The following is a 12,637-nucleotide window of genomic DNA, read 5'->3' on the forward strand; positions in this document are numbered from 1 at the left end:
CCGCCGCCGATAGTGAGGGCGGGACACCGGGACACAGCCCGGGACCCGCGGCGCCGACTGACCCGGGCCGCACCGCGAACAGGGAGGACGGACGGCATGCTCCAGCCGTCGGACAAGTCGAATCGAGCACCGGAACCCGGTGCGGCCGTGACCGGCCGGGCCTGGCTGATGCTGGCCCTGGCCACGGCCGGCTTCGCCCTCAACTTCTGGGCCTGGGCACTGCTCAGCCCCCTCGCCCCCCGGCTGCAGGACTCCTTGGACCTGTCGTCGTTCCAGCAGTCGCTGCTGGTGGCGGTCCCCGTCGTGGTCGGCTCCCTGGGCCGCGTCCCGGTCGGCGCGCTCACCGACCGGTTCGGCGGACGGGTGATGTTCCCGCTGGTCTCGGTGACCACCATCGTGCCCGTGCTCTACCTCGGCCTGGCCGGGCACTCCTCGCTCGCCGGGCTGCTGATCGGCGGTTTCTTCCTCGGCATCGGCGGCACCTCCTTCGCCGTCGGCGTGCCGTTCGTCAGCGCGTGGTTCCCGCCCGAACGCCGGGGCCTGGCCATCGGCGTCTTCGGCGCCGGCATGGGCGGCACCGCGATCAGCGCCCTCACCACGGTCCCGCTGGTCGACGCCCACGGGATGGCCAACCCGTTCCTGATCACCTCCGCGGCGCTCGCCGTGTACGCGGTGACCGCCGCCCTGCTGCTGCGCGACGCCCCCGGACGCACCGTGCCGGCCGAGTCGCTGGCGCGCCGGCTGGCCGCGACCTTCAGGCTGGGCATCACCTGGCAGGCGTCCGCCCTGTACGCGGTGGCCTTCGGCGGCTACGTCGCCTTCTCCGTCTACCTGCCCACCTACCTGAAGACCGGTTACGGCCTCGCCCAGGCGGACGCGGCCAACCGGATGGCGGGATTCGTGCTGCTGGCCGTGGCCATGCGGCCGGTCGGCGGCTGGCTGTCGGACCGCATCGGCCCGGTGCGGGTGCTCGCCGGCACCCTGGCCTTCGTGGTCGCCGGCGCGTTCGCCCAGTCGTTCACCCCCGGCCTGGTGCCCGCCGGCACCCTCGCGTTCCTCGCCATGGCCGCGGCGCTCGGCGCCGGAAGCGGCGCCGTCTTCGCCCTCGTGGCCCTGCTGACCCCGGCGAACAAGGTCGGCTCGGTCACCGGCGTCGTCGGCGCGGCCGGCGGCCTCGGCGGCTTCCTGCCCCCGCTGGTCATGGGCGCTCTGTACGGCGCGTACGGCTCCTACGCCGTGGGCCTGGTGCTGCTGGCCCTGGTGGCCGCCGCGGCCCTGGCCTACACCGCGACCGGCGTACGCCGGGGGGCCGCCCGCCGTGTCCCCGCCGCCCAGCCCAACTGACCGCCACCACCTGCCCCGAGGAGCACCGTCATGTGCGAGTACTGCGGCTGCCAGTCCCTGACCGCGATCGACGACCTCACCCGCGAGCACGACGCGGTGGTGGACCTGATCAGCCACGTCCGGGACGCCCACCGGGCCGGCGACACCGGTCTGATGGCCCGGCTGGCCCGGCGGATCGGCGCCGTGCTGGAGCCCCACACCCAGGTCGAGGAGCACGGGCTGTTCCCCGCCCTCGCCGGCGAGTTCCCCGAGCAGATGGCCGCGCTCGAGGCGGAACACCGCCTCGTCGAGGCCGTACTGGAGGAGGCCGCGGCCGGCACACCGGAGGACGTCACCTGGCCGGACCGGCTGATCCGGGCGCTCGACCTGCTGCGTGAGCACATCCTCAAGGAACAGGACGGTGTCTTCCCGGCCGCGCTGGCGGCCCTGTCGACCGAGCAGTGGGAGGAGATCGAGGCGGTGCGCGCCCGCGTCGGCACGCGCAGGGAGCAGCCGGCGGGCTGAGACCGCCCCGTGCCCCGGCCGGACGGGTGTTCGGCCGGGGCACGGGCGTGCGGTGGCCCGCCGGTATCAGTCGCGGGCGACCTGGGGAGCGATGTCCTCGGTGTAACCGCGGGCCGGGGCACTGGGCTTGGCGGTGGCGGCCGTACCGGATCCGCAGAAGGAGGCGTCCAGCGTGGCGCCGAGCGTGGCGTTCACGGTCCCGTTGTTGGAGGTGTTCGCCAGGGAGGTCATGCTGCGGGCGCCGTCGGCGGTGGTGAAGGCGTAGGTGTAGTAACCCTGGACGGTGCCGGTGTGACCGTAGACGGTGGTGCCGCAGGAGAGGGTGCGGGCCCTGAGGCCCAGTCCGTAGGACTGCTTCCCGTCCGCGGTGACCGGGACCATGGTGGTCATCTCCTCCAACTGCTCGGCGGGCAGGAGCTTCCCGGACAGCAGCGCGGAGAAGAAGCGGTTGAGGTCCTTGCCGTCGGAGATGACCGCGCCCGCGGACTGGGCCCAGGAGACGGTCTGTTCGGTGGAGTCGACCAGCGGCAGCGTGGTGTCGTCCGGGCGGAGGTAGCCGCGGGCGTAGGAGCCGGAGAGGGTCGTGCGCGGGTGGACGTACGAGGTGTTCCGCAGCCGCAGGGGAGCGAAGATGCGCTGCTTGTACTGGGTGGCGACCGGGGTGCCGGTGAGGTGTTCGATCATCTGCCCCAGCACGACGAAGTTGGTGTTGGAGTAGCTGTAGGCGGCGCCCGGCGTGTTGTTCAGGGGCCGCGCGGTCGACAGGCCGATGAGCTCCTGGTAGCTGAAGACCTTGTTCCGGACCGCCTCGAAACCCGGGACGGTGTTGTAGAACATGTCGTTGGTGTAGTCGTACAGACCGCTGCGGTGGCTGAGCAGGTGCCGTACGGTGATGCGGTCGTCGGGCAGCGGTTCGGGCAGGTAGCGGTTGGCCGGGGCGTCGAGGTCGACGCGGCCCTCGGCGGCGAGTTGCAGCAGCACCACCGCGGTGAAGGTCTTGCTGACGCTGCCCACGCGGAACCGGCGGCCGGTGTCCATCGCCGTGTGGGTGCCGGTGTCGGCCTCCCCGGTGGCGACGCGGTAGGTGGTGAGACCCTCGTCGATCCGGGTGAGCGCTCCGGGAGCGCCTTGCGAGAGGGCCGTGCGGTGCACGGTGCGCACGGCGGTGAGGTCGGGGGAGGGCAGGGAGGAACCGTCCGCGAGGGCCGGAGCGGCCCCCAGGGTGACGAGCAGGGTGGAGCCGGCGAGCACCAGGCTCACATCTTTGATCCGCATCCGCGTCTTTCCTGATGGTGGGGGAACCGGAGGGCGCCCGCGACTCGGATCGGCTCAACTCCCTTTGTCCGTAGGAAAGTCGGAGAAGTCACCGGCGGCCGGGGCGGCACCTGGGGCATCGTAGTGCACCATCGGCCGCCCGCCGGGCACCAGGAACTTGTTCACCACACCTGTGACACCGAGCGGTCGAAACGTTGTGACACCAGGGATGTTCCGGGCCCCGTCCCTCTCCGTGCCGGGAGGATCAGGAGCGCCCGGCGCGGTACAGGCCCCGGCCGCAGCGCCGGATGCGGGAGGTGCCGACGAGGCGGCCGAGGGTGCCGCGGACCGCGTTGACGCTTCCGCTGCCGGTGTCCCGGCCGAGGGCCGCCGCCACATCGCGGGCCCGTACGCCGGCGCCCCCCACCGTGGTGAAGCAGTCGAGGATCCGCTCGGTGAGCCGGCCGTACTTCTTCTGCCCGCCCGCGCCCGCGTCGGCGGGGCCGCGCATCAGGACCTGGAGGGCGCCGAGAGCCCGTTGAACGGAGTCCACGTGGGCCACGACGGCGGCCGGTTCCCGCTCCAGGGCCTGCTTCCGCGTCTTCAGGCGGTCCAGGTCCTCCTGGAGGCTTTCAGCGGTGACCTCGACGGTGTGCGCCGTGCGGGCTCCGGAGGGCATGTGTTCCCCTCGTCCCCGGCCTTCCCACCGCGGCTTGTCGCCGGCGGCGTCGGCACCGTTGCGGCACGGACGGGAGCTGCTGCGGGCGCCGGGGACCGGGTCAGCGCGTGTGGGCGGCCATCCAGTCGGCATAACGGGTGGGGGCGAGACGGGCGTCGTCCTTGCCGGTGAGGACGTCCCCGCTGACGGCACCGAACATGCCGGCGCCGTCGTCCCTGACCACCGTGTGACGGGTGTCGCCACGGGCCTCCAGGGTGATCCGGCCCAGTTCGTCGAGGGGAAGGACCTCGGGGCCCGCGATGTTGCGGATTCCTCCCAGCGGGGCGCCCGCGGCCACCGAGGCGACCGCGTCGGCCACGTCCTCGGCGGCGATGACCTGGACCGGGGTGCCGGGCAGTCGGACGGTGTCCCCTTCGGTGGTCCAGGACAGGATCGCGTCCACGAACTCCATGAACTGGGTGGCGCGCACGATGGAGTACGGGACCGGCCCGGCGGCCAGGAGCTCCTCCTGCAGGGCCTTCGCCCGGTAGTAGTCCAGCTCCGGCACCCGGTCCACACCGACGATGGAGAGGATGACGAAGTGACGCGCTCCGGCCTTCTCCGCGGCGGCCAGCAGCTTCTCCATCGAGGTCCGGAAGAAACCGGGTGAGGCCTCGTCGAAGGTGGGGGAGTTCGTCAGGTTGACGATCACGTCGGCGCCCGCGGCGGCCTCCTCCAGCCCCTCACCGGTGAGCACGTCCACCCCGGTCGAGAGCGAGTGCGGCACCGCTTCGTGACCGGCGGCGTTCAGCTTCTCGACGACCTTCGACCCGATCAGCCCGGTACCGCCGAAGACTGCGATGCGCATGGTGTGTCCTTCCGGGAAGGAACGACAGGGTGTTGGCGGCCTGTCCGGCAACACGTTAGTGCCACTGCCGCGGCAGGCAAGGCGGAGCGCGCGTGTGACGCCGGAAGGCGGACCGTCCGGGTGACTGTCCGCCTACTGCCCTGGCCTCTGCTCGCTGAGTCAGCAGAGGCCAGGGCCGGACACCTCGTAGTGGATGTCCTTCAGCGTGGTGGCGAAGGCCGCGACGGCACCGGCGAGGGCCTCGCGCCGGGCGCCGTCGGCCTGTCTTCCGCGCGCACCGTGTCGCCCCGGATCCGCACCCGGCCGGCGCCGGACGGCGGCCACGGGGTGCGAACACGCCGCCGCCCGCGCCGGTTCCCGGCTTCGTCCGCCGGTGCCGGGAGGGGTGTCTCAGCCGAACTGGCCGGGCTGGTAGTCGCCGGCGGGCTGCTGGTTGATGACGTTGACGCGGTTGTAGGCGTTGATGATCGCGATCAGCGAGATCAGCGCGGCGAGTTGGTCCTCGTCGAAGTGCTTGGCGGCGTTCGCCCAGGCCTCGTCCGTGACACCGCCGGCGGCGTCCGCGATACGGGTCCCCTGCTCGGCCAGCTCCAGGGCGGCGCGCTCGGCCTCGGTGAAGACCTTGGCCTCACGCCACGCGGCCACCAGGTTGAGACGCTGCTGGGTCTCGCCCGCGGCGGTGGCGTCCTTGGTGTGCATGTCGGTGCAGAAGCCGCAGCCGTTGATCTGGCTGGCGCGGATCTTCACCAGTTCCTGGGTCGTGACCGGCAGCGTCGAGTCGTGCACCGCCTTGTTCGCCGAGTTGATGTGCTTGAGCACCTTGCCGGCGAGCGCGTTGCCGAAGAAGTCGATGCGAGTGTCCATGGGGGATCCATCCTCCGTAGTGCGGTTACACCCGGATGACCGGGACGGGGTGGCTTCTGTGACAGCGGTCCGGTGTGACGTGCGTCACTGCCTGGGTGTCCGCGTGTTCCGGCCGGCACGGTGGCGGACGATGTGCGGCCGGCCCGCCGCTTCCGGGCTCTTGACGCTCCGGGGTGCTGAAAATATCTTTCGCTTCCAAGTGGAACTCAGGAAAGAAAATTTCCAAGACGCGCCGGCTCCCCCCTCACAGCAAGGCATGACCGCACCATGAGCGAAGAGAACAAGCATCACGCCACCGCCGCCGCCCTCCTCCCCCTGGTCGGAGGCGCGGGGAACGTGACGTCGGTGGCCCACTGCATGACCCGTCTCAGACTGGGGCTGCGCGACCGGTCCCTCGTGCAGGACGAGCGGCTCAAGGCCCTTCCCGCGGTCATGGGGGTCGTCGAGGACGACACCTACCAGATCGTGCTGGGGCCGGGGGCGGTGGCGCGCGTCACCCCGGAGTTCGAGGCCCTGGTCGAGGCGGAGAGGGCCGGGGCCGCGACGGCGTCCCCCGCCCCGGACCGCGGGGGCGACCCCGTGACGGCCGAGGCGCTCGCCGAACGGGGAGCGGCGCTCCGGGCGGAGCGGAAGGCGAGGAACGCCACGCCGTTCAAGCTGTTCCTGCGCCGCGTCGCGAACATCTTCGTGCCGCTGATCCCCGCGCTCATCGGCTGCGGCATCATCGCCGGCCTGAACGGCCTGCTGGTCAACCTGCACTGGCTGCCGGGGATCACCCCGGCCCTGACCGCCCTGGCGTCCGGATTCATGGCCCTGATCGCCGTCTTCGTCGGCCACAACACGGCCAAGGAGTTCGGCGGTACGCCGATCCTGGGCGGTGCCGTCGCGTCGGTCGTCGTCTACGCGGGAGTGGCGGACGTCGAGGCGTTCGGCCGGCACCTCTCACCGGGACAGGGCGGCGTGCTCGGTGCCCTGGGTGCCGCGTGGCTCGGCGCGCACGTGGAGAAGTGGTGCCGGCGCCGGGTGCCCGAGGCCGTCGACGTCCTGGTCACGCCCACCGTCACCGTGCTCGTGGCCGGACTGGCGACCCTGTTCGGGCTGATGTTCCTCGCCGGCGAGGTGTCCGCCTGGATCGGCGACGCCGCCGACTGGCTGCTGTCCCACGGTGGCGCGGGCGCCGGGTTCCTTCTCGGGGGCCTCTTCCTGCCGCTGGTCATGCTGGGCCTGCACCAGGCCCTGATCCCCATCCACACCACCCTCATCGAGGGCGCCGGCTTCACCGTCCTGCTGCCGATCCTCGCGATGGCGGGTGCGGGACAGGTCGGTGCGGCGATCGCGGTCTACTGCCGGCTGCCGCACAACACCTCGGTCCGTACGACCGTCAAGTCCGCGCTCTGGCCCGGCCTTCTCGGCGTCGGAGAGCCCCTCATCTACGGCGTGTCCCTCCCCCTGGGGCGTCCGTTCGTCACCGCCTGCGCGGGCGGAGCCTTCGGCGGCGCGTTCGTCGGCCTCTTCAACCAGCTGGGCACGGACGTCGGTTCGACCGCGATCGGTCCCTCGGGGTGGGCCCTGTTCCCCCTCCTCGACGGCAACCACGGCCTGGGGCGGACGGTCGCCGTCTACACCGCCGGTCTGATCGTCGGGTACGTGACGGGCTTCCTCGCCACCTACTGCTTCGGCTTCACGAAGACCATGCTCGCGGAACTCGACAAGGCACCCGCCTCCCCGGCGGAGGGACGGCCCGTCCCCGCGGACCGGGCCGCCGAGAAGGTCTGACCCGGTCCCGGAACGGGCCGGTACGACGGGGGATTCCGTACGACGCGGCCGGCGCGGACACGCTTCGAGCACGGCGGCCCGGCACGGGCAGGTCCCGGGGAGTCCGGGCCCGGAAGCGGTTCAGCCGTCCAGGGACGCCACATAGGCAGACAGCTTGTCCGGGTTCATCACCCACATGATCCGGTCGATCCCGTCCGCCGACACGTCGACGGACAGCAGGGCCACGGCGTTCTCGCCGACGGAGACGAGTACGGCCGGCCGGCCGTTGGCCTCGACCCACCGGGTCCGTGCCGACGGCCAGAACCGCGGCGCGAAGGCGGCGAGGTACCTGGAGACACGGTCACGTCCCACGACCGGGATCCTCGACGCGCCCCGGATGCCTCCGCCGTCCGCGTAGCTGACGACGTCGGCGGCGAGGACCTTCTCCAGCACCGCCAGATCGCCCTTCTGCGCGGCGGCGAGGAACACCTCCAGCAGGCGCCGGTGATCGGCGGGGCTGACGGGTTCCCTGCGCTCGGCGGCGAGGTGCTTGCGCGCACGGCTCACCAGCTGCCGCGTGTTGACCTCACCGGTCTCCAGGATGTCCGCGATCTGCTGGTAGGGGTAGCCGAAGGCTTCCCGCAGCACGTAGGCGCCCCGCTCCAGCGGGTTCAGCCTCTCGAGCAGGAGGAGGACCGCCAGTTCCAGCGCCTCGGCGCGCTCCGCGCCCATCTGCGGGTCCTGACCGGTGTCGACCGGTTCGGGAAGCCACGGCCCGATGTAGGACTCCCGCCGCATCCGCGCGGACCGCGCGACGTTGATGGCCAGACGCGTGGTGATCGTGGTCAGGAAGGCCGTGGGCTCGTGGATGCCGCCGCGGTCGGTGTTCTGCCACCGCAGCCAGGCCTCCTGGAGGACGTCCTCGGCCTCCGCGGAACTGCCGAGCACGCGGTACGCGATGCCGAACAGCCGCGGACGTGCCGCGATGAAGTCCCTCGTGGCCCGCTCGAGGGAATCGGCGTCGTCCCCGGTGTGCATGATCGTCCCTTCCGGCTCCCGCGCGACCATGCTACAAGCGGGTTCAGTGGCGTGCGTCCGGGGAGATGAGCGACACATCGTGTGACACGGTGTGCACTTCGGACCTCATGGCAGACCTCATGCCGATGACCGCCCGGCCTGCGACGGCAGCACGCCGCCGTACGCCATCGGCGTGGCGCTGTGGCGGTCCCGGCTGTTCCGGCCCGTCGGCGGACGCGGGTGACGTGCGGGGACCGGCCACGCCGGCCCCGGGGCATGACGGGGCGTCACCACGCGGCCGTGCGCGGGCGGGTGTCCCACGGAGGCGCACGGGGAGATTCCGGCAGGCCCCGGCCGGGCGGTACGGTGCTGCGGCGACGGACGAAAGTCCCCGCGGAACGCACTGCGCCGGTCCTGTCCCCGCCCGACCTGGAGAAGGTGTGAAGCCCAGATCCCGACGTCCTGTCCACGCCGCCGTATGCGCCGCCGTACTCGCCGCCGCCCTGCCGGCCGTGGCCGCACCGGCCACGGCCGCCGGTGCTCCCGCGGTGCCGCTGCGGGTGGCGACGTACAACATCCACGCCGGGGCCGGCCAGGACCAGGTCTTCGACCTGGACCGCACCGCGGCGGCCCTGCGCGGCCTGCGCGCCGACGTGATCGGCCTCCAGGAGGTCGACGTCCACTGGGGTGCCCGGAGCGACTTCGCCGACGAGGCACGCGCACTGGCCGGGAAGCTGGGCATGCGGGTCTTCTTCGCACCGATCTACGACCTGGACCCGGCCGACGGGAACGGCGAACGGCGGCGGTTCGGCGTCGCCGTGCTGAGTCGCCACCCGGTGCTCGCCGCCGAGAACCACGAGATCACCCGGCTCTCCACCCAGACACCCGATCCGGTGCCGGCCCCGGCGCCCGGCTTCGCCGAGGTGGTGGTCGATGTGCGGGGCGCGCGCGTGCACGTCTACACCACGCACCTGGACTACCGGGCCGACCCGTCGGTCCGCGAGGCCCAGGTGGCGGACATGCTCGGCGTCCTGGCCGCCGACCGCGGACCGAAGGTCCTGGTCGGCGACTTCAACGCCGAGGCGAGCGCCCCCGAGCTGGCGCCGCTGTGGGAACGGCTGCGGGACGCCGCCCCCGACGCCGGCGGGACGTATCCGGCGATCGACCCGGTCAAGCGCATCGACCTCGTCACCGTCTCGCCCGGCATCCGCGTGACCGGCGCCCGTACGGTGGCGACGGAGGCGTCGGACCACCGGCCCGTGGTCGCGGACCTGGAGGTCCGCGGGCGCGGCCGCTGAACCGGCCACCGGCGGGCCCGCTCACCCGCCCTGGAGGCGTCGCAGGTCGGAGGGGCGGACCTGAATGGCCACCAAGGCGATCAGCGCGGCGAGCACGGCGAAGATCGCCGCCATGACGAAGGCCGCCGAGACACCGGAGGTGAGGACCTCGTCGGCCCAGGGCGGCGGCAGTTCCCCGGTGCTCCGGAAGCGCAGGCGCTCGGCGGGGGTCGCCTGCCGCAGGAAGAGCGGAACCTGTTTCTCCGCTTCGTTGCCGCTCGCCGTACCGAACACCGTGACCAGGATGGACAGGCCGAGCGAGCCGCCGACCTGCTGGGTGGCGTTGAGGAGACCGGAGGCCGCGCCGCTCTCCCGCACGGGCACGTCCGACAGTGCCATCAGCGTCAGCGACACGAACTCCATGCCCATGCCGAGGCTGAAGACCAGCATCGGCCCGAGGACGCTGCCCGCGTAGGTGGAGTGGACGTCGGTCAGCGTCAGCCAGCCCAGGCCCGCCGCCGCGAGCACACCACCCCCGACCATGAAGGGTTTGGGCCCGTACACGGGCAGGAACCGTGAGGCCAGTCCGGCGCCGACCGCGATGACCGCGCTGACCGGCAGGAAGGCGAGTCCGGCCCGCAGGGGGCTGAAGTCCAGCACGTCCTGCACGAAGAGCGTCAGGAAGAAGAACATGCCGAACATCGCCGCGGCCAGGCACAGCATGATGCCGTACGTGCCCGCGCGGTTGCGGTCGGCGAACATGTGCAACGGGGTGATGGGCTGCCTCGACCTCCTCTCGACCAGGACGAACCCGGCGAGGACGAGGACGGCCGCGGCGAACGAGGCCAGGGTGAGCGGGTCCCGCCAGCCGTCCTGCGCGGCCCTGATGAACCCGTAGACCAGCAGCACCATGCCGACGGTGGAGGCCAGCGCGCCGGTGACGTCGAAATGGCCCGGGTGGCGTTCGGACTTTCTGATCCAGCGTGGCGCGGCGAGGGCGATGAGCAGCCCGATCGGGACGTTGACGAAAAGCACCCACCGCCAGTTCAGCCACTCGACGAGCACGCCCCCGGCGAGCAGCCCGATCGCTCCGCCGCCCGCCGACACCGCGGCGAAGACCCCGAAGGCCCGGTTGCGTTCCGGCCCTTCGCGGAAGGTGGTGCTGATCAGGGCGAGGGCCGTCGGGGAGGCGATGGCGCCTCCCACGCCCTGGAGGGCGCGGGCGGCGAGGAGTTGGCCGGAGTTCTGGGCGAACCCGCCGAGCAGCGAGGCCAGCGCGAAGAGCAGCACGCCGACGACGAAGACGCGCCGTCTGCCGAGGATGTCGCCGGTCCGGCCGCCGAGCAGCAGCAGACCGCCGAAGGTCAGGGTGTAGGCGTTGACCACCCACGACAGGCCGGTGGTGGAGAAGTCGAGGGAGCGCTGGATGTGCGGCAGCGCGATGTTCACGATGGTGATGTCCAGCACCACCATCAGCTGACACGACGCGATGACCAGCAGCGCCATCGTGTTCCCGCCGCCGCCGGTGTCCTGGGCGGCGTTCTGCGGTGCGGAGGTCGATCGCGGACTGCTTCTGGTCATGCCGGGTCACCCTTTCGGGGGTCCACCGTTCGACCGTACGCGCACGTCCCATTGCCTACATCTCGATCACCACGGCCCGCCCCCTCACCGGCTCACCGGGTCAACCGCCTGTCATCGGCCCGCGCCCCGGCGCTCGACGTACAGGCGGGCGTCCTTCCCGCCGGTCCACTCCAGCCGTACGACACCGGGCACGGCGGCGTCGGCGACGCGCTCCGGGTCCTTCCAGTAGCCCTGGGCCGGGTTCCGGAAGAACGTCGCCCACAGGCCGCCCCTGTGGTCCTCGAAGAAGTTGTTGTGACCGGCGCCGACACCCGCGGTCCACCGCTCGGAGTACGGGCCCTCGAAGCGGTCCGAGACGGCGACGACCGCGTCGTACTGGTACTGCACGCGGCCCGCCCCGGGCGGGTCGTAGGCGTTGCGCGTGCTTCCGTAGGCGTCGACCGACGTGCGGTCCCACGCGGCGTGGACCAGGTAGTACTTGCCCTTGTACTTGAACACGTACGCGCCCTCGAGGTACGGCTCGGGGGAGTAGGGCGTCTGCCGGAACCTCGGGAGGTCCGTCGGCGTGACGATGTCCTCCATGTCGTCCCGGAACTTGGCGTAGAGGTCGTTGTGCAGCACGAGCCACGCGTCGTCGCCCTCGCTGTAGAGGCCGCCGTCGATGTGGTGGTAGGCGCCGGGCTCGATGAACGCGGGTCCCCCGATGAACGATTCACCGAAGGGCTTCTCCAGGTTCCCCTCGACCAGCCGGTACGGGCCCTCGACGCCGCCCTCGCTCACCAGCATGAACGAGCCCACCTTGCGGGAGTGGTCGCCCATGCACGCGACGATGTACCAGCGGCCCCTGAAGTAGTGCACCTCCGGGGCCCACGCGTTGCCGCGCTTGCCGAACCGTTCGTCGTGCCAGTACTCCTGCCACGGAGCGACGACCGTACGCCCCGGCCGGTTCTCCCCGGCGAACTCGGGCGACCACACCTTGCCCTTCTCGGCGTCCGGACGGATGCCGGTGGTGTCGGCGAGTCTCCACGGGCCCTTGAGGGAGGGCGCCAGCCACACGAAGATGCCGTCGTTCCACGGGCCGGCCGCGTCCAGCCCGGGCACCCGGGTGGTGCCGGTGGCGACGTAGACCGGGCGGCCGTCGACCACGAAGCAGTTGACGTAGGTGTCCCGTATCCACACCTGGCCGCGCTCCTCGTCACGGGGGCGCAGCTCGAGCGGGAGCAGGAAGGAGTTGTCCTCCCGCGGCCACAGGTCCAGCCGGGTGTCCGCGACACCGTACGGCTCGGGGTCGGGCCAGTTCGACGGGTGGCGCCGCGCCGGCGCGGCCGGTGACGGCGCGGGTGCGGCGGCCTGCGCGGCGGTCGCGGGAAGGGCGGCCGCCGCCCCCACGCCGGCGGCACCGGCCAGCAGAGAGCGACGGCGCAAACGGTTCTGGGCATCGGCCATCAGGCGCGTTCTCCTTCGTCGGCCCCGCCGGGAACCCGTGAAGGGCAGCCCGGGGCGGGCTGCGGGGCG

11 protein-coding genes are annotated in these 12,637 nt (G+C 72.1%); 4 read left to right on the forward strand and 7 right to left on the reverse strand.

The genetic code is table 11. The features are described 5' to 3' along the window. Nucleotides 1-96: 96 nt before the first annotated feature. Both IH50_RS0115570 and IH50_RS0115575 read left to right on the forward strand, forming a co-directional pair. Nucleotides 97-1,344 (forward strand): MFS transporter, encoded by a 1,248-nt coding sequence (locus IH50_RS0115570; protein WP_030861659.1) that lies wholly within the window; start codon nucleotides 97-99, stop codon nucleotides 1,342-1,344. A gap of 30 nt (nucleotides 1,345-1,374) precedes the next feature. Further along, the gene (locus IH50_RS0115575) at nucleotides 1,375-1,848 is read left to right on the forward strand and encodes a hemerythrin domain-containing protein (protein WP_030861661.1); all 474 of its coding nucleotides are present in this window, start codon (nucleotides 1,375-1,377) and stop codon (nucleotides 1,846-1,848) included. A gap of 66 nt (nucleotides 1,849-1,914) precedes the next feature. On the opposite strand, the gene IH50_RS0115580 is transcribed toward IH50_RS0115575, so the two are convergent. From IH50_RS0115580 to IH50_RS0115600, 4 genes are all read right to left on the reverse strand, one after another. Continuing rightward, the gene (locus tag IH50_RS0115580) at nucleotides 1,915-3,123 is read right to left on the reverse strand and encodes a serine hydrolase domain-containing protein (RefSeq protein ID WP_030861662.1); all 1,209 of its coding nucleotides are present in this window, start codon (nucleotides 3,121-3,123) and stop codon (nucleotides 1,915-1,917) included. A 244-nt stretch (nucleotides 3,124-3,367) separates the two neighbouring features. After that, nucleotides 3,368-3,781 (reverse strand): hypothetical protein, encoded by a 414-nt coding sequence (locus IH50_RS0115585; RefSeq protein ID WP_030861664.1) that lies wholly within the window; start codon nucleotides 3,779-3,781, stop codon nucleotides 3,368-3,370. Between the two features lie 100 nt (nucleotides 3,782-3,881). Then, the gene (locus tag IH50_RS0115590) at nucleotides 3,882-4,628 is read right to left on the reverse strand and encodes an SDR family oxidoreductase (protein WP_030861666.1); all 747 of its coding nucleotides are present in this window, start codon (nucleotides 4,626-4,628) and stop codon (nucleotides 3,882-3,884) included. 390 nt (nucleotides 4,629-5,018) lie between these two features. Beyond that, complete coding sequence (locus IH50_RS0115600) at nucleotides 5,019-5,492, reverse strand: carboxymuconolactone decarboxylase family protein (protein WP_030861668.1); 474 nt, start codon at nucleotides 5,490-5,492, stop codon at nucleotides 5,019-5,021. 267 nt (nucleotides 5,493-5,759) lie between these two features. Here IH50_RS0115600 and IH50_RS0115605 point away from each other — a divergent pair, with 267 nt between their 5' ends. Beyond that, on the forward strand, nucleotides 5,760-7,268 hold the full coding sequence (locus IH50_RS0115605) for a PTS transporter subunit EIIC (RefSeq protein WP_030861675.1): 1,509 nt from the start codon (nucleotides 5,760-5,762) through the stop codon (nucleotides 7,266-7,268). A gap of 120 nt (nucleotides 7,269-7,388) precedes the next feature. On the opposite strand, the gene IH50_RS0115610 is transcribed toward IH50_RS0115605, so the two are convergent. After that, nucleotides 7,389-8,285 (reverse strand): RNA polymerase sigma-70 factor, encoded by an 897-nt coding sequence (locus IH50_RS0115610; protein ID WP_030861676.1) that lies wholly within the window; start codon nucleotides 8,283-8,285, stop codon nucleotides 7,389-7,391. 419 nt (nucleotides 8,286-8,704) lie between these two features. Between IH50_RS0115610 and IH50_RS0115615 the strand changes: the two genes are divergently transcribed. Next, nucleotides 8,705-9,562 (forward strand): endonuclease/exonuclease/phosphatase family protein, encoded by an 858-nt coding sequence (locus IH50_RS0115615; RefSeq protein WP_030861677.1) that lies wholly within the window; start codon nucleotides 8,705-8,707, stop codon nucleotides 9,560-9,562. Nucleotides 9,563-9,583: 21 nt separating this feature from the next. Here the strand turns inward: IH50_RS0115615 and IH50_RS0115620 are convergent, their stop codons facing one another. Both IH50_RS0115620 and IH50_RS0115625 read right to left on the reverse strand, forming a co-directional pair. Further along, on the reverse strand, nucleotides 9,584-11,047 hold the full coding sequence (locus IH50_RS0115620; RefSeq protein WP_030861679.1) for an MFS transporter: 1,464 nt from the start codon (nucleotides 11,045-11,047) through the stop codon (nucleotides 9,584-9,586). A gap of 186 nt (nucleotides 11,048-11,233) precedes the next feature. Further along, complete coding sequence (locus IH50_RS0115625; RefSeq protein WP_030861681.1) at nucleotides 11,234-12,568, reverse strand: family 43 glycosylhydrolase; 1,335 nt, start codon at nucleotides 12,566-12,568, stop codon at nucleotides 11,234-11,236. Between the last annotated feature and the right edge of the window lie 69 nt (nucleotides 12,569-12,637).

It is taken from the genome of Streptomyces sp. NRRL S-37 (assembly GCF_000721605.1).
In the GTDB taxonomy this organism is placed as follows: Bacteria; Actinomycetota; Actinomycetes; order Streptomycetales; family Streptomycetaceae; genus Streptomyces.